The organism is Halalkalibacter flavus, assembly GCF_036663575.1.
In the GTDB taxonomy this organism is placed as follows: domain Bacteria; phylum Bacillota; class Bacilli; order Bacillales; family Bacillaceae_D; genus Halalkalibacter; species Halalkalibacter flavus.
Genome location: NZ_JAWRVK010000001.1, coordinates 85,169 through 108,112 on the forward strand (window position 1 = coordinate 85,169; position 22,944 = coordinate 108,112).

Annotated in this window: 22 protein-coding genes; 3 read left to right on the forward strand and 19 right to left on the reverse strand. The window is 37.6% G+C overall.

Annotated features, from left to right (window positions below):
* Positions 1–128 precede the first annotated feature (128 nt).
* The 5 genes from galU to SAY88_RS00370 form a co-directional block, all read right to left on the reverse strand.
* Positions 129–1,010, reverse strand: coding sequence for a UTP--glucose-1-phosphate uridylyltransferase GalU (galU, locus tag SAY88_RS00350; RefSeq protein WP_332628472.1), 882 nt, complete (start codon positions 1,008–1,010; stop codon positions 129–131).
* Between the two features lie 246 nt (positions 1,011–1,256).
* Positions 1,257–1,400, reverse strand: a complete 144-nt coding sequence (locus tag SAY88_RS00355) for a hypothetical protein (protein WP_332628473.1) — start codon at positions 1,398–1,400, stop codon at positions 1,257–1,259.
* Between the two features lie 410 nt (positions 1,401–1,810).
* Positions 1,811–2,581 carry a tyrosine-protein phosphatase gene (locus SAY88_RS00360; RefSeq protein ID WP_332628474.1) on the reverse strand — a complete coding sequence of 257 codons (771 nt, stop codon included), beginning with the start codon at positions 2,579–2,581 and terminating at the stop codon, positions 1,811–1,813.
* A 103-nt stretch (positions 2,582–2,684) separates the two neighbouring features.
* The gene (locus SAY88_RS00365) at positions 2,685–3,386 is read right to left on the reverse strand and encodes a CpsD/CapB family tyrosine-protein kinase (RefSeq protein ID WP_332628475.1); all 702 of its coding nucleotides are present in this window, start codon (positions 3,384–3,386) and stop codon (positions 2,685–2,687) included.
* Complete coding sequence (locus SAY88_RS00370) at positions 3,376–4,098, reverse strand: YveK family protein (RefSeq protein WP_332628476.1); 723 nt, start codon at positions 4,096–4,098, stop codon at positions 3,376–3,378. The genes SAY88_RS00365 and SAY88_RS00370 overlap by 11 nt, the downstream gene beginning before the upstream one ends.
* Positions 4,099–4,516: 418 nt before the next feature.
* Between SAY88_RS00370 and SAY88_RS00375 the strand changes: the two genes are divergently transcribed.
* Positions 4,517–5,428 (forward strand): LCP family glycopolymer transferase, encoded by a 912-nt coding sequence (locus SAY88_RS00375; protein ID WP_332628477.1) that lies wholly within the window; start codon positions 4,517–4,519, stop codon positions 5,426–5,428.
* A gap of 51 nt (positions 5,429–5,479) precedes the next feature.
* On the opposite strand, the gene cmk is transcribed toward SAY88_RS00375, so the two are convergent.
* On the reverse strand, positions 5,480–6,157 hold the full coding sequence (gene cmk, locus SAY88_RS00380) for a (d)CMP kinase (RefSeq protein WP_332628478.1): 678 nt from the start codon (positions 6,155–6,157) through the stop codon (positions 5,480–5,482).
* 219 nt (positions 6,158–6,376) lie between these two features.
* Between cmk and SAY88_RS00385 the strand changes: the two genes are divergently transcribed.
* Positions 6,377–8,350, forward strand: a complete 1,974-nt coding sequence (locus tag SAY88_RS00385; RefSeq protein WP_332628479.1) for an InlB B-repeat-containing protein — start codon at positions 6,377–6,379, stop codon at positions 8,348–8,350.
* Positions 8,351–8,393: 43 nt separating this feature from the next.
* On the opposite strand, the gene SAY88_RS00390 is transcribed toward SAY88_RS00385, so the two are convergent.
* Positions 8,394–9,140 carry an ABC transporter ATP-binding protein gene (locus SAY88_RS00390; RefSeq protein ID WP_332628480.1) on the reverse strand — a complete coding sequence of 249 codons (747 nt, stop codon included), beginning with the start codon at positions 9,138–9,140 and terminating at the stop codon, positions 8,394–8,396.
* 13 nt (positions 9,141–9,153) lie between these two features.
* Positions 9,154–9,933, reverse strand: a complete 780-nt coding sequence (locus SAY88_RS00395; protein ID WP_332628482.1) for an ABC transporter permease — start codon at positions 9,931–9,933, stop codon at positions 9,154–9,156.
* Positions 9,934–10,284: 351 nt separating this feature from the next.
* Here SAY88_RS00395 and SAY88_RS00400 point away from each other — a divergent pair, with 351 nt between their 5' ends.
* On the forward strand, positions 10,285–11,202 hold the full coding sequence (locus SAY88_RS00400) for an LCP family glycopolymer transferase (protein WP_332628483.1): 918 nt from the start codon (positions 10,285–10,287) through the stop codon (positions 11,200–11,202).
* Between the two features lie 56 nt (positions 11,203–11,258).
* On the opposite strand, the gene SAY88_RS00405 is transcribed toward SAY88_RS00400, so the two are convergent.
* From SAY88_RS00405 to SAY88_RS00455, 11 genes are all read right to left on the reverse strand, one after another.
* The gene (locus SAY88_RS00405) at positions 11,259–13,382 is read right to left on the reverse strand and encodes a tail fiber domain-containing protein (protein WP_332628484.1); all 2,124 of its coding nucleotides are present in this window, start codon (positions 13,380–13,382) and stop codon (positions 11,259–11,261) included.
* 195 nt (positions 13,383–13,577) lie between these two features.
* Positions 13,578–14,984, reverse strand: coding sequence for an undecaprenyl-phosphate glucose phosphotransferase (locus tag SAY88_RS00410; RefSeq protein WP_332628485.1), 1,407 nt, complete (start codon positions 14,982–14,984; stop codon positions 13,578–13,580).
* Positions 14,985–14,997: 13 nt separating this feature from the next.
* Entirely contained in the window at positions 14,998–15,867 is an 870-nt protein-coding gene (locus tag SAY88_RS00415; RefSeq protein WP_332628486.1) for a glycosyltransferase family 2 protein, read from the reverse strand.
* A gap of 13 nt (positions 15,868–15,880) precedes the next feature.
* Positions 15,881–16,855, reverse strand: a complete 975-nt coding sequence (locus tag SAY88_RS00420; RefSeq protein ID WP_332628487.1) for a glycosyltransferase family 2 protein — start codon at positions 16,853–16,855, stop codon at positions 15,881–15,883.
* Positions 16,856–17,701: a dTDP-4-dehydrorhamnose reductase gene (gene rfbD, locus SAY88_RS00425; protein ID WP_332628488.1), complete on the reverse strand. Its 846-nt coding sequence runs from the start codon at positions 17,699–17,701 to the stop codon at positions 16,856–16,858. It abuts the gene before it with no gap.
* Positions 17,698–18,720, reverse strand: a complete 1,023-nt coding sequence (gene rfbB, locus SAY88_RS00430; RefSeq protein WP_332628489.1) for a dTDP-glucose 4,6-dehydratase — start codon at positions 18,718–18,720, stop codon at positions 17,698–17,700. Before rfbB ends, rfbD begins: the two co-directional genes overlap by 4 nt.
* A gap of 15 nt (positions 18,721–18,735) precedes the next feature.
* Positions 18,736–19,284, reverse strand: coding sequence for a dTDP-4-dehydrorhamnose 3,5-epimerase (rfbC, locus tag SAY88_RS00435; RefSeq protein ID WP_332628490.1), 549 nt, complete (start codon positions 19,282–19,284; stop codon positions 18,736–18,738).
* Between the two features lie 28 nt (positions 19,285–19,312).
* Positions 19,313–19,954 carry a hypothetical protein gene (locus SAY88_RS00440; RefSeq protein ID WP_332628491.1) on the reverse strand — a complete coding sequence of 214 codons (642 nt, stop codon included), beginning with the start codon at positions 19,952–19,954 and terminating at the stop codon, positions 19,313–19,315.
* Positions 19,955–19,961: 7 nt separating this feature from the next.
* The gene (gene rfbA / locus SAY88_RS00445) at positions 19,962–20,834 is read right to left on the reverse strand and encodes a glucose-1-phosphate thymidylyltransferase RfbA (RefSeq protein WP_332628492.1); all 873 of its coding nucleotides are present in this window, start codon (positions 20,832–20,834) and stop codon (positions 19,962–19,964) included.
* Between the two features lie 12 nt (positions 20,835–20,846).
* Positions 20,847–21,752 carry a glycosyltransferase family 2 protein gene (locus tag SAY88_RS00450; RefSeq protein WP_332628493.1) on the reverse strand — a complete coding sequence of 302 codons (906 nt, stop codon included), beginning with the start codon at positions 21,750–21,752 and terminating at the stop codon, positions 20,847–20,849.
* Positions 21,753–21,763: 11 nt separating this feature from the next.
* Entirely contained in the window at positions 21,764–22,924 is a 1,161-nt protein-coding gene (locus SAY88_RS00455; protein ID WP_332628494.1) for a glycosyltransferase, read from the reverse strand.
* Positions 22,925–22,944 lie beyond the last annotated feature (20 nt).

Genomic DNA, 22,944 nt, shown 5'->3' on the forward strand with positions numbered 1-22,944 from the left:
CCGTTCGTAATGTATAAAACCTTAAGCTATTATCCCTCTGAGTTGTCTTTGAAGAATCATAGGTTAAGGCTTTATTTAGGCCTTAACAGTAAAATAGAAGGGGAAAGTAATGATCCCCTTCTTCAAAATTAGTTAGTCAACTTACTCTTTTTAAGAAGCTCTTCCATCTCATTAAGCAACGGTGTACTTAACTCATCATTTTGCAAAGCAAACTTCAACGTCGTTAATACAAAACCAAACTTCTCCCCAACATCAAAACGCTCACCTTCAAAGTCATATGCATAGACATACTGTTGTTCATTTAAACGTTGAATGGCGTCTGTTAATTGAATTTCTCCCCCTGCACCTGTTTCTTGGCTTTCTAGTAGAGAGAAAATCTGCGGTGTTAACAAATAACGACCCATAATCGCTAGGTTGGACGGTGCTGTACCTTGCTTCGGCTTCTCAACAAAGTTACTCACTTGATACGTTCTGCCCTCTTGCGAAATCGGATCAACAATCCCATACCGATGTGTTTGATCTTCTGGTACAGTTTGAACACCAATAACCGAAGAACCTGTTTCGTTATACACATCAATTAATTGCTTCGTGCATGGCGTCTCAGCTTGAACGATATCATCACCAAGTAAAACAGCAAATGGCTCGTTCCCAATAAACTTCCGAGCACACCAGACAGCATGTCCTAATCCTTTTGGTTCCTTCTGACGGATATAGTGAATATCAACTTTTGAAGCTGCTTGTACTTTATCTAATAGAGCAAATTTTTCTTTTTCAATTAAGTTTTGTTCTAATTCAAATGCATGATCAAAGTGATCTTCAATCGCACGCTTTCCTTTACCCGTAACAATAATAATATCCTCGATTCCAGACTCGACAGCTTCCTCGATAATGTATTGAATCGTTGGCTTATCAACGATTGGAAGCATTTCCTTTGGCATCGCTTTTGTTGCAGGTAGGAATCTCGTTCCTAGCCCTGCTGCTGGAATAATCGCTTTTCTAACTTTTTTCAATTTATTTACCCCCTGTAACTTGTTTATCCTGAATACTATTAAAGCCTTAAGCTATTAGACTTAATTGTAAGACTAGTAGCTTAAGGCTTCACATAAACTAAATTTATAAAAATAAGAGGCATCTAACCCCTCCTCACACCACACCAGTGACGACAATTGCGTCTAAGGTTCTTTAGAACCCACAGCGTGATCGAGTGCCTCCAGCGATAACGGCAAGGAGACATTGCCAAGTCTCTTTTTGGTTTTTTAACGCGTGTCTTCTTGTTTTCTCGTTTCTATCGCTTGTTGCAGTAGCATCTGAATCGCTTCAAGTTTCTCTACTGGTGCATCTTGTTTTATATAACGAATTGCTTTCTTTATTGATTTTGGCATTTCATCAAGATTTTTCATAGTTTCACATATCCTTTGCAATAAAAGAAACAAGAGGTATGTAGATGCTCTTGTTCTGTCTTTTTTACTATAGTCACTATGATAAAGTTATCTTCAACTTAGAATGGTCTAAAAGATCTAGATATTATTCATTAGTGTAACCTTGTTAGTCTGTTATCTATCGTAACATACATTTTGTCGAATTATCTTTTCCAATTTTTCGGTTTTTGAGTGATCACGAAGCCTTGTTACAAAAGCAATAACACTATGGATTACACTTTATCATTGTAGTTGTTTAAGATACATAATTCAACAAGTTCCGTACCCTATCATTCGACAATTTTCGTAGTTCCCTCTATGAAAGCGCTATGAAAATAGTCATAAAAAAAAGCCAGTAAATTGGCTTCATTTAAAATATCGGTTCTTAGGTCTTATAACAAACCAAAAAAACGTCTTTTTCTTCTAATTGGCTCAGGAGGCAAGACTTGAACATGCTGTTGACTAGCAAGCAACTCTGCATTTTCTTTTAAATGGTACACCATATCAATCCCAAATAGCTCTTCTACTGCAGCATAAGCCTCAGTTAATAAGAAAGGTCTCTCATAACAATTATGTGCATCTGAAGCTAGAAAATGAGTCAAGTTAGATTCTAGTAATTGCTCAGTGAATTTCATTGCTTTTTTCCCGAAGTGACCTGTCAAACTCCCAGCGGTTATTTGCGTGAGAACCCCATTTTTGACGAAGTCAAAAAGCATCACAGGATCTTCTACCAACACTTTGTTTCGTTCCGGATGTGCAATAATCGGTGTATAACCTTGTAGTTTCAAATCATAAAATAATCTTGATGTGTAATGAGGAATACTATTTGAAGGGAATTCTATTAAAATATATGAACTGCCTGGTGTCATTGGCAGAACATCCCCTAATTCCAAATATCGAATCATTGCACCGTGCAAACGAACCTCTTGGGATGGAATCACATCTATATTAATATTTGCTTCCTTCAGTTTATGATTCAATTGTTCTACTTCTCTAATGACAGAGAAACCGCTATTCTCAAAAGAAGGATGCTGATGGTGAGGTGTCGCAATGATTTTCGTAATCCCTTCTGATTCTGCTAATCTAGCTAATTTCAAGCTTTCTTCAACGGTTTTCGGTCCATCATCTACACCAGGTAGGATATGACAGTGAATATCAATCATTCGTTCCCCTCCTCAAACTGACAAAAATTATCGATCATTACTATAAACAGAGGTTACTGATTAGCTAATCTGCCTTTTCAGTAACCTCTAGATCCGAAACTATTTAATTTGAAGTTGAGCTATAGTAATAATAGCTTCCTGATTCAATCTTCTTATTGTTTAATACTGCACCTAGGATGGTTGCTTTCGAATTAAGAAGCTGATCTTTTGCTTTCTTTACATCTTCTCGTTCTGTCTTTCCGCTTGAAACAACAAGTACCGTACCATCACACTTACTCGCTAAAATTTGAGCATCGGCTACCGCCATTACAGGTGGGGAGTCAATGATAATTGTATCGAATATCTCTTTTGCACGCTCAAAGATTAAACCCATCATTCTCGAGTTTAATAACTCAGCTGGGTTTGGAGGGATCGGACCAGAAGGCAAAAGGGAAAGATTCTCCACTTTCGTTTCTTGCACTACCTCTTCTAAACTTCCTTGCTTCGTGATGACATTCGTTAACCCACGCATGTTCGAGACCCCAAATGTATAGTGCATTGTAGGTTTTCGTAAATCGGCATCTACTAACAGAACTGAGTTTCCGTTTTGAGCCATGACAACAGCAAGGTTTGCAGCTGTCGTTGACTTTCCTTCTGCCGGTCCTGCTGATGTAACTAAAATTGTTTTAATTTCTTTATCTACCGCAGAAAATTCAATGTTCGTTCGTAGAGTTCTGTACTGCTCAGAGACAGGTGAGCTAGTCCCTAATTCTGTAATTAGGTTACGCTGTAACTTTGTATGTGTGTTTTTACTTTTACGAGACACGTTTTGCTCCCCCTCTCTTTCCTTTTTTCCCAACTTTTTGATCATCCATCGCTGCAACGACACCTAGTATAGGAAGGTCAAGAGTATCCTCTATATCTTTTTCCGTCTTCATCGTTGTATCGAGGAATTCAAGCAAGAACGCAAGTCCAACTGCAGCCATTAACCCAACAACAAAAGCAATCGCTATATTTAATTCCGGGTTTGGCTTAATCGGTGAAGGCGAATCACTTACTTGAGCTTGAGAAAGGATACTTACATTATCCACGTTCATAATTGAAACAATTTCACGTTGGAATACAGTAGCGATTGTATTAGCAATGTGAGCAGCCGTTGATGGTTGTTCGTGTTGAACAGTAATGTTAACTACTTGCGAATTATTTTGACTTCCGACAGTCACCTTACTATTTAACGCTCCAACTGACTCGGATAGATTTGCTTCTTCAATGACTTTTTCTAAAATAATTGGGCTTTTAATGATGACGTTATAAGTATTTATAAGTTCAACGTTTGTTCGAATATCATTTTGACTAAACGTTTGATCTTGTTGAGTTTGGTTGACGAGAATTTGCGTAGAGCTTTGATATATTGGTGTTAATAAGAAATAACTTACAAGCGCACTAACTAATACAGCAATAACAGGGATAATGATGAGAAGCTTTATACGTCTTTTTAACGTTTGAAAGATCTCTTTTAAACTAATCGTTTCTTCCATATTGGTAATTGACCTCCTAATATTTTAAACTGCAATACTGAGGATTATATCACAGATTGTCAGTTTCTGTAGATATTTTTATTACTTATCAGTTACAATGTAACCAACATTTCATAGGGAATCTATACTAGTTATTTGGAAAATACTAATATCCTTGTAAGGGAATTAATTTATCACACCGGATATACGGCTATACTACGTCGTATCTTCCAGGCACTCAGTAATCCACAATTCTAGTTTCACTATTACATTTTTAGTGAAATCCTTTTGTATATATCAAATTAAAAAGTTCATTCCAAAAACTGTATAATTCTATTGATACTTATTGCTCCTTACTTACAATTTATCTATAATTACATAAGAAATCTATACTAGTTTTTTGGTAATTCCAATTTTAAAGGGAAAGAGGCATTCAAACATGAAAAAGAAGACACTCATTACACTGGGTCTTATTTTCGGTGTATTGTTTCTAGCAGCTACTGCTTACGGTTTTTATTTATATAAATCTGTGACTGACACGGTTAAAGAAATCCACGAACCGATTGAGCGTGTCACGGAGAAGCGAGAAAAAGAAGTTGATGTCGAAAATCAAGAACCGATATCTTTCTTAATTGCCGGGGTAGACTCTAGAGGAGACCACCATTCTGGTAGATCTGATACGATCATAGTGATGACGGTAAACCCTGAAGATCAATCGGTTAAAATGTTAAGTATTCCGCGTGATACACGTACGGAGATTGTTGGACGAGGCACAGTTGATAAAATTAACCATGCGTATGCATTTGGCGGTGTTGAAATGACGATGGATACAGTTGAGAATTTTCTTGATATTCCAATCGATCATTATGTGAGTATCAATATGGAAGGGTTCCAAGGCTTGGTTGATGCTCTAGGCGGAGTAACGGTTTATAATGATTTTGCTTTTGATTATAGTCGACATTCGTTCCCTGAAGGAGAGCTATTCTTAAATGGTGAGGAAGCTCTAGCTTACTCGAGAATGCGTTACGATGATCCACGTGGAGATTTTGGTCGGAATGATCGACAGCGTCAAATTGTTGATGCTGTGATCCAAGAAGGTGCACAAATAAGTTCTATAACAAGAGTTGGAAGTATTTTGAGTGAGGTCGGTAAATCTGTAAGAACCGATTTGGATTTAGATGGTATGTGGACAATTCAATCTAAATATCGTGATGCTCGGCATAATGTCGAGCAAATGGAAATCCACGGCGACGGTACACAGATTGATGGAATTTATTATTTAATTGTTCCTGATGATGAGTTAGCGCGTGTTCGTGGTGAGTTACGTGAGCATTTACAATTAGATAATTAAAAGGTAAAGCAGAATGAGTAACCGGATTGGTTTTCATTCTGCTTTTTATTACTATCGCGATACTGGCTTCTTCACTAAATCGATAATCGCGCTTACGACTTCAGGAATCGTTAATGACGTCGTGTCTATCTCAATTGCGTCATCAGCTTTACGTAAAGGTGCAACCGCTCTAGTTGAATCTAACTCATCTCGCTTAGCGATCTCTTTTTTCAACTCTTCTAAGTCAGAAAGCATGCCCTTTTTCAGTTGCTCTTCATGGCGGCGTTCCGCACGTACGTCGACAGAAGCAGTTAGGAACACTTTCACTTCAGCATCTGGTAATACGTGTGTACCAATATCTCGACCATCTAAAATAGAATTGTCTTCATTTGCTAGAACTCGTTGACGCTCAACCATTTCTAGTCTGACTGCTTCATGGCTTGCGACAAGTGGCACTTGCTTATTCACTTCCGCTGTACGAATGTCCATTGTGATGTCTTGATCATTTAACAGGACCTTTGTTCCTTCTTTTTCATTAACTAACTGAATCTTCATCTGATCAAGGAGCTCTTTTAACGCTGCTCCATCATTCCCATCAACTTGATTTTTTAAGGCAGCATAGGCAAGTGTTCGATACATGGCACCTGTATCAATATATAAAAACGAAAGTTGTTCTGCAACCATTTTGGCAACGGTACTTTTCCCAGCGCCCGCCGGACCGTCGATAGCAATATTGATTCGATTTTTCATTCGTTACACCTCATTTTTTTAATAACAAACTCTATCTTATCACAATAAAAAACGCAGTTGAAAGAGAGATTCATTTACATTTTTGTTACTACTTTTTCTCATAACCTTACAATATCAAACAATAAACGACAATTTCAATGAATCTTCTTTCCTAAAATAGGTATTTTCATTATAATAAATAGTACTAGAATTAAGAGGAAATGAGGTGTCTCTCAAAGAATGGACAAAAAGTTTATCTTATTGATTGTGTCTGGTATTGTCGTCATTTCACTTATGGGTATTTATACTGTCAATGCCATCCAATCAGACAATTTAACTAAGCAGTTACAAATCGCAAAAGAACACTTTGAACAAGAGGATTATGAGAATAGCATTGAAGCTTATCTTAATGCATTGGAATTAGACCCTTTAAATGTGAACGCGAGACTCGGTCTTGCCGAAAGCTATATCGCCCTATCTTATTGGGATGAAGCGGAGGGAACACTTTTAGAAGGAATTGAGTTACGCTCAACGGAAGAGAGTTTTTACTCATACTTATCAACTCTTTATGTTAATCAAGAGAAAGTGATCGAAGCATTAGCGGTCCTACACGATGGAGTTGCAGCGACAAACTCCTCTGAATTAGAAGCTACATACGAATCACTAGATGAATCGATTAGAATCAAGTCTCGAAGATTTGTACAGCCTGGTTATAGTCGAACATTATCATTAACTTGGGAGAAGGAATCTGGTGAAACGATTCCCCTTTCAGCAGAATGGAGTGTGGAAGATGAGTCCGTTGGAACGATTGAAGATACGGAAGATAGTGATGATGTTGAATTTTTGGCCCATGAGCTTGGGGAAACGGTTGTAACAGCTCATATCGGCGACTTTACTAAGAAACGAAAGCTTGAAGTTCAAGAACAAGTATTAGAAGAGATTATCGTTACACCAGAGGAAATTGATCCATTAGCAATTGGACAAACCCTATCATTATCCATTGAAGGATTTGATGCCGATGGAGAACCGATGGACTTCCATCCAGAATGGTCTATGGACAATGAAATAGGGGAACTCGATACGACAGAAGGACTCGAAACAGTCTTTACCGCTTTAGAAGAAGGAAGAACAACTTTACTAATTAGGTATGAGGATTTCATCAAGAGGGTTCGCTTTGTTGTAGAAGGAGAAAATAAGATCGTTGATTATGAAATAACAGGACAAGGAAATGTCGTCGTTTCACCTGACCAACAATCCTTTCCTCCCGATTCTGAGATTACGATTGAGGCACAGCCTCATGAGGGTTGGAAGTTCGTTCGTTGGGAAGGCGACTTAGAGGGAGAGACAAATCCTTCTACTATAACAATCACAGAGAGTCTTAACATTCGCGCTATCTTTGAAGAAGAGACAACTCACACATTAGCCTTGGATCTATCAGGAGAAGGACAGATTATTAGAAGCTCACTCGCTTCAACCTATTCGCATATGGATACGGTCACTTTAACAGCCCGCCCTAGTAATGGGTGGACGTTCAAAGGATGGGAAGGTTCCGAAACATCTTCTAATGAACGTATCACAGTAACAATGGACAACAACAAATCGATACGTGCAGTCTTTGTTCAAAATGAGCCTGAGCCAGAACCTGAACCTGAACCTGAACCTAGACCTGAATCTAGACCTGAGCAAACCGAATCACAACCGCAGCCACAGACACCAACTTATACGCTCTCGTTAAGCGTTGCTGAAGGGGGACAAATAACCAAGAACCAATCTGGCAACCAATTTAAGAGCGGTACGAGCGTGTCGTTAACTGCTGCACCTAATTCCGGTTGGAAGTTTGTTCGTTGGGAAGGTGCTGCAAGTGGGACATCTAGAACGACTACCGTTACAATGGATAGCAATAAGACAGTGAGAGCTATTTTTGCTAAGGAAGACCCTGAGCCTGAGCCAAAGCCAGAACCAAAACAATTCACACTTTCTACCGCAACAAGCGGTAGCGGAACGATCAGTACCGACCGCAGTGGTTCTACTCATACAGAGGGAACGTCAGTAACATTAACAGCTACACCTGCAGATGGTTGGGAGTTTGTTCGTTGGGAAGGCGATGTATCAGGAAGAAGTGAGACAGTTTCTATTTCCATGAACAGTAATCGGAATGTACGAGCTGTTTTTGCTGAAAAGTCGCCTGAGACTGAGAGTGAAAATGATGAATAAATCATAGGAATGTAAAAAGGAGAGCCGCATTTGGCTCTCCTTTTTATTTCGCTAATTCTAATCCATCAACAACTTTATTTTCATAAAACTCAATAGCTTTTTCTGTTTCGCCCATATAGACGATTTGTCCTTTATCTAACACGATCGCTTTTTTACATAACCTTCTGACTTGATGCGCACTGTGAGATACGAAAATAACCGTCTTACCTTTGGTGTACTTTCTAATCGCATTCATCGCTTTTTTCTTAAAGCGCTTGTCCCCTACAGCTAGAACCTCATCCAGTAAAATAATATCTGAATTTACATGAATAGCGATAGAAAAACCAAGCCTTACTTTCATTCCTGAAGAGTATTGTTTAATTGGTTTATCAATATGATCCTCTAGCTCAGCAAATTCAATAATGTCATCTATAATTAAGTCAATATCCTTTTCTTTCAGACCTAAGACAACACCATTCATATAAATATTCTCTCTACCTGATAGCTCCTTATGAAAGCCTGCTCCTAACTCTATTAGGCCGCCAATTGTCCCATCAACAGTAATCGAACCCGTTGTTGGAGCTGTTACTCCAAGGATTACTTTTAATAGAGTACTTTTACCAGATCCATTTCCACCTAGTATCGCAACGGATTCACCCGCATTTATATCAAAAGAAACATCTTTTAAAGACCATTGCCCTTCAAAGTCTTGATTCTTCTTTAATAATCTCTCCCTAAAGGTATGGAGCTTTGTCACTTGTTTCGGATATAACTTTCCAACGTTTTCAACTCGGATTACACAATCACTCATGATATCACTCTTTCTATACGACATCAGCAAAATTCTTTTCAAGCTTCATAAAAGTTACCCAACCAATAATAAAGACAATCAGACTAAAAACGAACGAGTACAGCAATAACATCATATCAGGTGGCTGGTTATGCAATAGTGCTTGTCTATAGCCATCAAATATCCCTGTTAATGGGTTAAGAGCCATGTATGGTTGATACTGGATTGGAATCGCATGATACGAATACATAATAGGCGATAAATAACGCAACATCCGAACCCCTAATGGGACAACCATCCCGACATCACGTACGTATGCATTCGTAGCTGATAAGAAGAACATAACACCAAGGATTAGAAGCATTTGAATAGCTAAAATAGGTATTGCATAAAGAGCATTCACACCCGGGAATATTTGATAGAAAAGTAATACAACCAATAATCCAATAAGTGCAAAACCAAAGTTTACCGATTCAGATATGAATTTAATAAAGACCAAAGATGGACGGTAGAAATTCCTTTGTCTTATTAATCCAGCATAACTATTAATTAATTTTGTTGAAGCATTTACTGCACTATTTAAATACATATATGGCAACAACGCCACAAATAAAAAAGGAGCATATGGCAGCCCTTCACTCGGTAACCTTACGAACAGGGAAAATACAACCGTTAGTACAATCATAAGCCCTAGTGGTTGTAAGATAATCCATAATATTCCTAATAATGATTGTTTATATTTTGCTATGATGTCTCTTTTTGATAGCGTTAAAATAAAATCTTTATGTTCCCAAATCTCTGATAGTGATTTCACAATTAGCAGCACCTTATGACAAATTTTACAGTCTTAATCTTACTACTTTAAGACTTGATTAACCATCATAACTTTCTTCAAAAGATGGAATATCTTACTTCTACTATAACAAAAGATAGAGCAATTATCTTTATATATGTTACATATTATTAGTAGGTATGTAAACAGAAGATTGACCTAATTACGTCAAACCTACCAAATCATTATCTAATCTATAGTATGAAAGTTATAGATTCCATAAGTTTCTGTCGACTTTTGTATTGCCCCTATCTATATACTCACTTATAATAGCAAATGTAATCCTATACATTATTTTGCAATTATTACTGACTATAGAAAGAGGCGGATTCATTGAAGAAGAAAATACTCGTTACTTTTGGCATATTATTTGGAGTTTTGTTCCTAGCTACTGCAGCATATGGTTATTATATATATAATTCTGTTACGGAAACTGCTTCACAAATCCATGAACCACTAGAGCGTGAACAGTCTAGTAAACGTGTAGAACAGGTCAAAGTTGAAGAGAAAGATCCTATCTCTTTCTTATTAGCTGGTGTTGATTCTCGTGGAGATAATCACTCTGGACGTTCTGATACACTCATTGTCATGACTGTTAACCCGAATGATGAATCCATTAAAATGTTAAGTATTCCTCGAGATACTCGTACTGAGATTATCGGAAGAGGACATGATGATAAAATCAATCATGCTTATGCATTTGGCGGTGTTCAAATGACAATTGATACAGTAGAAAATTTGCTTGATATTCCAATTGACCACTATGTAAGTATTAACATGGAAGGCTTCACAGGCATCATTGATGCTCTTGGCGGAGTGGCTGTGACAAATGACTTAGAGTTTAATTATGGTAGTCGTCATCATTTCCCTGTCGGGGAACTGTATTTAGATGGTGATTCTGCTTTAGCGTTTTCTCGTATGAGGAAAGATGACCCTCGTGGTGACTTTGGTCGTAATGATCGTCAACGCCAAATCGTTGAAGCTGTTATTCAAGAAGCTGCGCAAATTAGTTCTATTACAAGAGCTGGAGATATGCTAAATGTAGTGGGCAATTCGGTTCGTACGGATTTAACACTAGAAGATATGTGGAAGGTCCAATCTAATTATCGAAATGCTAGACATTCGATTGAACAAATGGAAATAAACGGGAGTGGAACAACCATTAATGGTATTTATTACCTACTCGTTTCCGATGAAGAAAGATACCGTGTAAGCTCTAATTTACGTAGTCATTTAGGGTTAGATTCTTAATATAAAAGAAAAAGCTGTTCTAAAGGTATAGTACCTTGGAACAGCTTTTTATACGTTTAGCGTGAAGATCTTAGTTTTTTCATTTCTCTTCTCATTAAGGCCATTTCTAAGAATTGACACTCATCAAAGCGAACACTCCACCTTGATCCTGCCTTTTGGACTAGCTTTTTCTCCCCGGTTTTTACAAGGGATTGAATCTCTTCCCCATCTTCAGTATAGGTTATTTGAACTTCTTCAATGTCTTCATATCTATCATCCCACTCATCATAGCATAGCAAACCATAATCGAACGCATTTAAGCCGTTATTTTTAAAGGCTTTATGAATATCTTGTGCGATGATCCCAATATGAATACGTGCTTTGTTTCCTTTTTTTTCAATTGCATCTTTAAATTTGAACTGACAAAAGTTTACTTCAGACCAAGCATCTAATACTTTATCTGGAATATCACGAATCTCTGCTTTTTCTTCTCTATTTGATGTACTGATAACGGGATCTGCTGAAAAGACTTGTTTCCATCGTTGACTAGCGGATCCTAAATTAAATACGTTGTCGTGATAGCCTCTAAAATTACGATAGACACTAACACCACTGTCAGTAAATAGCATCATATTATCACTATTCGCTTCTCTTATTGAGAATAAATTACTTGAATGATTGGGTACATGAATGCTGTTTGAATAAATATTGCTCGAATGGACCCTCTTTGAAATCACAGCATTAAACTCACTTCTAGCCTCGTGGGCTTGTCCTGTTATTTCATAGCTCGGTACAACATCTTTGAACCATTTTTGCATCGGACTTCGCTGATTAATCCCATTAATGAAAATAGACCACTGGTTTCTGTCTACAGTTGTCTTTTTCACTGCGATAGGCCCATAGTTATTACCAGTTTCATAGTCAAGGTCTTCTTGATTTATGGCTTTTCCTTTCGTATCGTATACTTGATCCATTCCCGTTTCCGTGTGTAAATTGATAAAGCGTAACTCGGCGACACGCCCTAACCCAATCCTGACTGCTTCAAAGGTTCTAATTCGACAATTGGTGAAAAGTAACCTTCTCATTATTTGTTCACCGACAGCCGCACCGACCCCATCAATAACCACACTCGCTGGAATTTCGTCTAGGTTCTCTTTTTCAAAGTCTAACGGATAAACGGGATCATACATTCTTCTTTGGCTATGGTGATCAGCTGCCCAATACGTAGAATTTAGTGAGTGGAAATCAGCTGCTCCCGCTCTCCCACGCCGATCATCGATGAGCTTTCCTAACTTTTGATCATAGTACTTCCCGCTCGATGTAAGAATAGGTCCAGCTATAAATAGGGCTTTTCGTCCCCCTCTTACATAATCATTTTCTATAAAGGATTGATCTACGGAAGACCTAATTCCTCCTCGTGGGAAAGTGACACCATTAGGACTTGTGAACTCAGGCAAATCCATCCCTCTCGTCACATCATAATAAATCCCCGCTACACGCCAATAGCCTAACACTCTAACATTTTTTCGCCTAATTTGCGCACGTGTTCCAATGAAAATCCCAACGTCCCAATCATCTCCTAAATTCTTAGGACTGTCATTTCTATAATCGCAATGAAGTCTAATACATAAATCTTCAATTTGTACTCCATCATTTTGAATGTTAATAGCCGTAGATAACGGTTTGTCTTGTGGATCACTTGCACGTTCTCTAGGAAGACGTCTCGTTTTCACATAACGTTCCCCGGTTCCACTAAACACCAGTTCCGTTGTTGGTTGATGGTTCTGTAATCCACTCGGACCATGACTCGACCCCATACCAGCTCCAGATAGTTTCTGCCCTTGGGTCGTTATAAGTAATTCTTTTTTATGGATGCGATATTTCCCTTGAGGGACATACACGTTATGTCCTGTGTCTAGCGCTGCTTGAAACGCATCTGCCCAATCCCAATCTTCAGGATTAATTGTATTCTTTTTGACAAGGTGACTAAACTTATTAACATTAATCCCACGATCATTCACATCTGTTGCAATTCCACTTACCTCTTTAGAGAGGTTGTCCATTTGCACAGAAATAGAGTCTTCGTTTGATTCCTCTTTATCTATAATTAAACCAGAACCGTGTGCACTTCCGACTTTATAGCCGAAAAAGAACGATAAGATCCAAAGTAAAAAGTTAACTAAGAAATTTCTTCGATTCACAATATCCCCTCCACAGAAGACTATCATACCTTGATCTACTATACTTCGCAATCACCTCATTACATGTCTGAATATATTTCACATTTTTCCTAATTAAATAGAAAAAGCTAATCAAAATAACTTATTTTTTTACGTCTTTGAGCAACCCTCTTAATAGAGAAAAAGAAGAGAAGGGATCTCCCCTTCTCTTCTTTTTTAATATGCATTCTTATTAACAAAGCCATTAATAATCGTCTTAAAGACAATCTTTATATCAAATAAGAACGTCCAATTTTCTATATAAAATAAATCTAATTGAATTCGTTTTAAAATAGAGGTGTCTCCACGTAAACCATTTACTTGTGCCCATCCCGTGATACCTGGACGCACGTGATGCTTAACCATATATTTAGGAATTTCCTCTTTAAATTGCTCCACAAAGAACACTCTTTCTGGACGCGGTCCAACGACACTCATATCACCCTTTAACACATTGAAAAACTGAGGCAATTCATCTAAGCTTGTCTTCCTTAAAAACGTTCCAAATTTCGTCTTACGTGGATCATCTTCTGTTGTCCATTTTGAATTTGAAACAGATTCAGGTAAATCAACCATTGATCTAAATTTATACATTGTAAATGTCTTTTTATTTAATCCAACTCGTTCTTGCTTAAAAATAACTGGCCCTTTTGATGTTAATTTAATTCCAAGGGCAATTGCTAGCAAAATAGGCGACGTAATAATAATAGCTGTTATTGAAAAGACCACATCAAATGCTCTTTTGGCCATTTGGTTACGAATCTCATCAAGTGGTACATCCCTAACGTTAATCAATGGAATGTCCTGTAGTTGATCAACTGTTAACTTAGCCGGAAGTACATCATAATAATCCGGAATAATTAAAAGTCTAACTCCGGTTTTATCACATATTTCAATAATCTCTTTGTACTTTTCATGGGCACTTAATGGTAGAGCTAAAACAACCTCGTCAATTGGCTTTTTCTCTAAAATTTCTTCTAAATCACTGATTCTACCTTTAATAGGTTGATAGTGAGCATGTTCTTCGTCATGCTTTGTAACAAAATCATCTAAAAAGCCAACGACTTCAAGCCCCATATCTGGACGTTCTTTAATCTTATCAGCAAAGTACCTTCCAACACTACCCGCACCAACAATTAAAACAAATTGCTTATTGTAACCCTTTTTACGCAGATGACGTAAGCTCACTTTTATGACATAACGATAGAGTCCGATGATTGTAAAGCTACTAACGACAAAGAGAAACAAAAACGTACGAGAAGTATGAACTGAGTTAACAAGGAACAAAAAGCTTAACAGAATCATAATACTCATCATATGAACTTGAGCGATTCGAATCAACTCATGAGCAAACTTCTTCTTTCTCTTGGAAGAATACAATGAAACACTATAACCTATTACTATAGCAACAACCATATAAACAATTGCCCACAAGTAATAATTAGACATCGGTAAGTGTCCACCGTCTGTTGCAAATGGGGATACGAACCTGATCCACCAAGCAATAAAAAAGGCAAAATGAATGGCTGCTATATCGCATAAAGCAGTTATTTGATTTAAGAAACGTTCATTTCCTCTGATCATAAATTATCAACACCTATTTCGAGTATCGTAATGTGTTCCTTGTATATTCTAACAGGAACTTAGACCAAATACCTAGATATATTATCACATTTATCCCAAAAAAATATTTTTTTTGATAATGCTTTCTATGAAACACATGCATCGCTCTATAAAATTCATAGATAATCTTCGTAGGCTTCTTCTTATTCGTACTTCCACCTTTATAATGAATAATAGATGTGTGCGGATAATAATAAATCTCCCAGCCCGCTTCTTTAATTCGATAACACCAATCAATATCCTCCCCATACATAAAGAAGGTTTCATCTAATACCCCTACTTGATCAATTGCTTCCTTTCGAACAAGCATAAATGCCCCTACTAAGCAGTCAATCGGGTAGTCTTTGTTTTCATCTAAATGACTTTGGTGATACTGGTTGAAACGAGCGTTCTTTGGATAACGCTTAGCTAGTCCACTCATATAGTAGAAAGAAGCTGACGGCGTTGGAAAGCCTCTACGGCATGCTTTATCTAACGAACCATCAGGAAGGACTACTTTACAGCCACTTGCACCCACCTTTGGTTCTCTATTCATAAAGTCAATCATGACTTCTAATGTATCTTCCTTCACAACCGTATCAGAGTTTAATAACAAAATATACTTTCCAGCCGACTGATGAATCGCTTGGTTATTCGCTTTTGAAAAACCAACATTCTCTTTATTAGCGATCATTTTCACATTAGGAAATTGATCGCTGATTTCTTCTACTGACTGATCAGATGAAGCATTATCGACTACAAAGATTTCATAGTTATATTTGGTTTTAGATTGATAGATTGATTGTATTGCTTGTATCGTTAACTTACATGTGTTGTAATTCACGATTATAATGCTTACATCCATTTAAACACCTTCTCTACCAGATTCCTTTAAAAAATCGGTAAATGTTATTTGCAGATTCAATGGATCTAGACTGAATCTGTTTTCTTTTCTCAAACATCGACGAAAATGTTGACATTTGTTTCCAGACAGTTAACAGTTCTCTTTCTTTCATGATAGCATAAAAAAAGCTTGCAATTTCATAAAATATAATAATTGGAGAATGTAAAATAAGGAAAGAGACTTTTTCATTTTTTACCATCATATAATAACGATTTATATAGGAATGATGTCGAATAAAGAGTGGAATCTCGCTTCTCTTCTTTTCTTCTTTCCAGCCACGCTGATGAAGAGCAATGGCACGAGGGACAAATGTTGCCTTCCATCCTAGTAACTTTGCTCTCCAAGCTACATCAACATCTTCTTTATAGGCAAAGAATGTTTCATCAAAGAATTGCCCATTTACTGAAATATCTTCAATCATCTTCCTACGATAAACAGCTGCAGCGCCCGATACGCCAAAAAGGTCTGTATGCTCATCCCACTGTCCTTCATCTTTTTCATTTGCTCCACGATCGTAGGCACGGCGGTTTTTCTTTATCGCAATACCCGTACTATCAAGGATCATTCCTTTTTCATCACGATACAATTTCCCCGTAGCACTGCCCGTTGAAGGAGAGGAATTCATAACCTCTAAAATATGACGGATATAGTTTGGATCTAAGCTTACATCGGGATTTAGTATGAGAGAAAAGTCCGTCTTTGTTTGATTGATCGCTTGATTGTGCCCACCAGCAAACCCGTTATTTCTTTTATTTTCAACGATTTGAAGAGGTAAATGGATATTTTTATCGCGCCATTTTTTAATTATAGTAACGGTGTCATCATTTGAAGCATTATCAACAACAACAATCTGATCAATTGGGTGTGTTTGATTATTTACGGCTTCTAAACAAGCTTCAATATCGTCCGCACTATTAAAGGTAACGATGTGAACAGATACGCTATCCATCTACTTAGCTCCAATCTCTCTTAAAAATGCTTGCAGTGCCTCACGCCAATGTCGCAAATCTTGGAAATGATTTTTTCTTATGGCCGCGTGATCAAGTACCGAAAACTTAGGCCTCGGTGCTGGCCTTAGGAATTCCTCTGTCGACACCGGCTTAACATCAATCCCCTTATTGGTTTCTTCAAAAATGGCACGAGCAAACTCATACCAAGAACAATGACCCGTATTCGTTGCGTGATACATCCCGTATTTATCTGTGTGAATGAGTTCAAGTAAAAATGACGCTAAATCAGCTGTATAGGTTGGGCTTCCGACTTGATCACTCACAACTTGTAATGTCTCTCTTTCTTCTGCTAGTTTGAGCATCGTTTTTACAAAGTTGTTGCCATGAGCTCCAAATACCCAAGAGGTACGTACAATAAAATACTTGTTACAATTCTTTACAAATTGTTCTCCAACATACTTTGATTTTCCATATACGGTTATTGGATTCGTTGATGCATCTTCTTTATATGGACGATCACTTTCACCGTCAAAAACATAGTCCGTACTGATGTAACAAAGACAGGCTCCTATCTCTTGAGCAGCCTCTGCTAGATTTCGTGTTCCTGTTCCATTTACAAGAAATGCCTCTTCCTCATTTGTTTCAGCAAGGTCCACCTGTGTATAGGCAGCGGCATGGATGATCACATCTGGCTTGTAATCAAACACCTCCGACTGTACAGCCTCTAAAGAAGTGATGTCTAGATCTTCTCTAGAACAAGCTACATGTTCAATATCTTTCTTTTTTAGAAGGATAGCTATTTCTTTCCCGAGTTGCCCGTGACCACCTGTTAGTAAAACTTTCATTGCTGCTCTCCTAACCGTTCACCATATTGCTTATGAAAGTAGTCTTTGTACTCACCCGATACTATCCGTTCCCACCATGAGCGGTTTTCTAAGTACCAGTTAATTGTTTGTTCAATACCTTCTTCAAACATGTACTTTGGTTTCCATCCTAACTCTTCACGAATCTTCGTTGCATCGATCGCATAGCGTCGGTCATGCCCTTTACGATCTTCGACATATTTAATGAGAGATTCAGGCTTATCTAGCTTACGCAGGATCGTCTTTACGATCTCTACATTGGTCCGTTCATTGTTCCCACCTACATTGTATACTTCTCCGTTTTTCCCTTTATGAAGAACTAAATCAATTGCCTGACAATGATCGTCTACATGTAACCAATCTCTTATATTTAATCCATCTCCATAAAGAGGAAGCGGCTGATCATTCAGAGCGTTGCTAATCATTAATGGGATTAATTTCTCAGGAAATTGATACGGCCCGTAATTATTTGAGCAACGAGTAATAGATACTGGTAAGTCAAACGTCTCATAGTAAGCATGCACAAGATGATCTGCACCTGCTTTGCTCGCACTGTATGGACTATTTGGAGATAATGGAGTTGTCTCGTGAAATAAGCCCGTCTCTCCTAAAGAACCATAGACTTCATCTGTCGATACTTGGACAAATTTCTTTACTCCATACTGCTTCGCGGCATCTAGCAATACTTGTGTGCCTTGAACATTCGTTCGGATAAAGACTCCAGGATCTGTAATGCTTCGATCAACATGAGATTCTGCTGCAAAGTTGATCACAGCATCGATCCCATTCTCAAATAAAGAGCTAACAAGTTCGACGTTGCAAATATCCCCTTTTACAAAGGTGTATTGCGTATGCCCTTCGACAGCCTGTAAGTTTTCTAAGTTGCCAGCGTACGTAAGACTATCTAAATTTATGACTTGATAATTTGGATGCTTTTCTAGCATATATTGAATAAAATTACTACCGATAAAGCCAGCTCCGCCAGTTACTAACAGTTTCATTTTTCTCCCTCCTTTCTACTCAAAATTATTTTCAGCTTCTAATAATGGCTTTAATTTCTCATCCTTTGGAGAAAGAATCGGATTCGATACAGGCCAATCAATGTTCAGTTCTGGATCATTCCATTGAATGCCGCAATCATGCTCTGGTGAATAATAATTATCAACTTTATAAAACACTTGTGTATTTGGCACAAGTGTACAGAAACCATGTGCAAATCCTTTTGGTACAAGCAATTGCCGTTTGTTTTCACTACTAAGAATAAACCCTTGCCATTGTCCATACGTAGGGGAAGTCTTTCTTATATCGACAATGACATCGTATATTGCTCCTGACAGGACTCTAACTAGCTTTGTTTGTGCCATTGGATTTAGCTGGTAGTGCAGCCCTCTTAACACACCGGCTTCGACCGATAAAGAATGATTGTCTTGGATAAAATCAATATCAATTCCATGCTCAAAAAACGTCTTCCGATTGTAGCTCTCCGTGAAAAAGCCACGGTGATCTTGGAACACGTTTGGTTCGATTATCTTTGCATCCTTAAAATTTGTTGAACAAATCTTCATTTTTATCACCATCAATTTCATTTGTGGTTCAATTTTTAACTTCGCTTTTATTGTTTATTAATTGCATTAGTGGTAGAATTTCGGCTTTACTTTGATTTGAGTTATTGACATAAAAATAGCGTAATGAGGATATTGCCTCAAGAGCTGCTAATTTCTGAGCATTACGATCTCGTTCCTCACTAATCGCACTAACATTCGTTGTCTTTTCATTATGCGCTCGATTTCGCTTTTCGCGATTTTCCATAATCGTTTCAACATTTGCATCAACAAAGACAACGATCGTCTCTTCCGAACGAAATAAAAACTGAGCCTCTTTCAGTAATAACACATAGTCTACCTTTTTATTAATTATACGATTATCCAAAGAAAATAATATCGCATGGATGATTCCCTCATCAATAACTTTTACCTTCTTTTTTGTTTTGAGATGTTTAATCTGTTTAAGACCAGATAGGAATAGCCGTTCATTGATGATTTTTCTCTTTTTCATACTGCTCGTTTTTAATTGAAGATTTGCTTTAAATAAGAAGACAAGTAACTTCAGTATTATACTTATTAGGTTAGGTTCTTTTGAGTTTTGCTCTATATTGTCTGTAGGAATAGACTGTTTTATATTTGATATGAGAGTGCTTTTACCTACTGCAGCCATGCCGACAAATTCTATAATCATTCTACCTTTAGAACCTCCGGCCAATCAAAGACATTAAGTACTTCCCGTAATCATTTGAAGTCATGTCTTCTATTAATTCATTTAGCTTCGCTTCAGAAATATAGCCTTTGCGATAAGCGACTTCCTCTAAGCAAGCGATTTTTAAATTTTGACGTTTTTCTACGGTTTCAATAAAGTGCGAGGCTGCAAGCAATGACTCATGTGTCCCAGTATCAAGCCAAGTAAACCCACGACCTAGCAACTCTACATGAAGTTCGCCCCGCTTTAAATACTCCTGATTCACATCAGTAATTTCTAGTTCCCCTCGATGCGATGGGGTTATGCTTTTAGCAACATCAACAACATGATGGTCGTAAAAATACAACCCTGTAACGGCGTACTCTGATAAAGGTTTAGAAGGCTTTTCTTCAATGGATGTTACTTTGTTCTCCTCATCAAATCCAATGACACCATAACGTTCGGGATGCTTCACTGGATAACCAAATACAGTAGCTCCTACTTGTCTTTGACTTGCAGCCTCAAGGATTTTCGTGAAGCCATGTCCATAAAATATATTATCTCCTAAAATTAATGCCACTGACTCGCCGTTAATAAAATCTTCAGCCAAGATAAAGGCTTCCGCAATACCATTAGGGTTTTCTTGAACAGCATACGTTAGGTCTATTCCTAAATCCTCACCAGATCCTAGTAACTGCTCAAATCGCGGCGTATCTTGCGGAGTAGAAATAATCATGATTTCTCGAATGCCCGCTAGCATAAGAACGGATAAAGGATAATAGATCATTGGCTTGTCATAAACCGGTAATAACTGCTTCGATATTACACGTGTAAGCGGGTATAATCGACTTCCGCTTCCACCTGCGAGAACGATACCTTTCATAATAATCTCCCATCATCGATTATAATACGAATAAATTTGCTTATAAAATCTCGTTCCAAACATACTGCTCATTAAAGAGACAAAGCATTTCACGGACTTGTTATTTAGGCGATATGCTTGAAACAAGATTTCTCTCCCTTTTTTTACATCGCCAGCTAAACAAAGATTATGCCCATATGAACATAAATAACTAGCATAATACTTTGATCCCGCTTTTTGAAACCTTTGTTTATGCTTTTGAAGTATATTTTCATAAGCAATGACAATTTTGTCTTGGGATGAGGAAATGCTTCCTTCCGAATAGTATACATCAACAAGGGGTTCATCTACCCATATAAATGGGTACTTTTCTGACAGTCTAATCCAAAGCTCCCAGTCTTGAAACCTTGGCATATCTTCTGCAAAACCACCTACTTCTTCTAAGCATTCTTTTGCCAGCATCACCGTCTGAGTGGATATAAAATTCCCCTCTATTAACTCTTTATGTATATTCCCTTGTTTTTTTCTACTATCTTTATTAGGGATGTATTCCTTTTTTCCATTTTTGAAGCGATAAAAACTTGTATAGATAATAGGCGGTTTGTCATCTAGCTGCTTCGGAATGCATGCTACTTGCTTTTCAAGCTTATCTTTTCGCCACATATCATCGCTATCTTGAAAAGCAATCCATTTTGCTTTAGCTTGTTTCACGCCAGTATTTCTCGCTGCAGAACCTCCAAGATTTCTCTTATGAGAATAAAAACGAATTCTTTCATCCGTTAGTGTTCGTACAACATTAGCCGTATTGTCAGTAGACGCATCATCAATAACGATGAGTTCAAAATTAGAATAGGTCTGTTCTAAAATACTTTCGATCGCCTGCTTTACCGTGTCCTGGCGATTATAGACTGGCATGATAACACTTACAAATTCATTCATAACGTGTACTCCTACTTTGGATGAAAAGTTTTTGTTTGTTTCCACATATATTCAAGCTTTGTATTCCAATCAGCCTCTTTGGCTGTTTCTAAGCGTTTTTCTTGCTTGAATGGACTTTCACAGTCAATTGCTCGCTTACATGCATCGATGAAATCTTGTACTTCGTTTTCAACATGTTCATAGACATCATCTGCAACACAGTGCTCCGTTGATCGCAGCCCACAGCCAACCACAGGCAATCCACTAGCTAAATATTCGTAGAATTTTAGCGGGAAAACCCCTTTATTGTAGTCATTATCTAGATATGGAAGTAAACCTATATCAAAGTTTTTCAGATAACTTGGGATCTCTGTATATGGAACACTTTCATATCGATACACATTCGGTTGCTCGATCAATTCTCTATAATTACTAGGCATGTCTCCATACGTTTCACCGATTAACATGATATCCCACTCACGCTTCTTTTTAGCGACTTCGATCAATAATGAGAAATCAATTTTCCAAGGTTTCAATCCCCCGACAAAACCTAATAGCGGTCTATTCCCAGGAAACTCTTTTTTATCATCCCCTGCTTCCTGAAACGAGTCGTAATCAACCCCGTTTTCAACTAGTTCAACGTTTTTCTTTCCATGGGAAACGATATGATTATATAAATGCTTTGAGGAGGCAAAGCACTGGTTTGCGGCACGAACAATTTTCTTCTCTGTTCGTACGATAAGTTGCTGCTTAACCTTTGTTAGGACAGCATTTCCTGTCTTTTCGGATTCTTTCCATAGGTCGCTGCAATCATAGACAACTTTATCCCAAATATTCATGTTCATTAAAGATGAAAATGCCGGGTACGTGTACCACAAATAAAAGGTATGATTGCTCATTTCTGTTCTATGTAAAATTTCTTTAAGCTTTTTTTGTAAAAATCCAATATGTCTCATTAAGCTTTTATAGTCGGATACGATTATCTCTAGCATACCGTTTTCTAATTGATTGATTTCAGGCATTGAAAGAATTGATTTCGGATGACTGCTAACTTTCGGAGCAATCCAAATCACTTGCTCTGTATTCTTTTGTTTATGCAAAAATACCGCCAAACGATGTCGACGGTATATTAAGTCACTATTCCAAGAGGAAGGAGCTACAAAAACATGAACAATCTTTTTTCCATTATTCATCTTCATAGCCTCCTTCACTT

Bases quoted from the DNA above. Each gene is read 5' to 3' on its own strand.
- SAY88_RS00355 (WP_332628473.1), bottom strand. From the start codon at position 1,400: ATGAAAAATCTTGATGAAATGCCAAAATCAATAAAGAAAGCAATTCGT.
- SAY88_RS00360 (WP_332628474.1), bottom strand. From the start codon at position 2,581: ATGATTGATATTCACTGTCATATCCTACCTGGTGTAGATGATGGACCG.
- SAY88_RS00370 (WP_332628476.1), bottom strand. From the start codon at position 4,098: ATGGAAGAAACGATTAGTTTAAAAGAGATCTTTCAAACGTTAAAAAGA.
- SAY88_RS00375 (WP_332628477.1), top strand. From the start codon at position 4,517: ATGAAAAAGAAGACACTCATTACACTGGGTCTTATTTTCGGTGTATTG.
- cmk (WP_332628478.1), bottom strand. From the start codon at position 6,157: ATGAAAAATCGAATCAATATTGCTATCGACGGTCCGGCGGGCGCTGGG.
- SAY88_RS00385 (WP_332628479.1), top strand. From the start codon at position 6,377: ATGGACAAAAAGTTTATCTTATTGATTGTGTCTGGTATTGTCGTCATT.
- SAY88_RS00390 (WP_332628480.1), bottom strand. From the start codon at position 9,140: ATGAGTGATTGTGTAATCCGAGTTGAAAACGTTGGAAAGTTATATCCG.
- SAY88_RS00410 (WP_332628485.1), bottom strand. From the start codon at position 14,984: ATGATCAGAGGAAATGAACGTTTCTTAAATCAAATAACTGCTTTATGC.
- SAY88_RS00415 (WP_332628486.1), bottom strand. From the start codon at position 15,867: ATGGATGTAAGCATTATAATCGTGAATTACAACACATGTAAGTTAACG.
- SAY88_RS00420 (WP_332628487.1), bottom strand. From the start codon at position 16,855: ATGGATAGCGTATCTGTTCACATCGTTACCTTTAATAGTGCGGACGAT.
- rfbD (WP_332628488.1), bottom strand. From the start codon at position 17,701: ATGAAAGTTTTACTAACAGGTGGTCACGGGCAACTCGGGAAAGAAATA.
- rfbB (WP_332628489.1), bottom strand. From the start codon at position 18,720: ATGAAACTGTTAGTAACTGGCGGAGCTGGCTTTATCGGTAGTAATTTT.
- rfbC (WP_332628490.1), bottom strand. From the start codon at position 19,284: ATGAAGATTTGTTCAACAAATTTTAAGGATGCAAAGATAATCGAACCA.
- SAY88_RS00440 (WP_332628491.1), bottom strand. From the start codon at position 19,954: ATGATTATAGAATTTGTCGGCATGGCTGCAGTAGGTAAAAGCACTCTC.
- rfbA (WP_332628492.1), bottom strand. From the start codon at position 20,834: ATGAAAGGTATCGTTCTCGCAGGTGGAAGCGGAAGTCGATTATACCCG.
- SAY88_RS00450 (WP_332628493.1), bottom strand. From the start codon at position 21,752: ATGAATGAATTTGTAAGTGTTATCATGCCAGTCTATAATCGCCAGGAC.
- SAY88_RS00455 (WP_332628494.1), bottom strand. From the start codon at position 22,924: ATGAATAATGGAAAAAAGATTGTTCATGTTTTTGTAGCTCCTTCCTCT.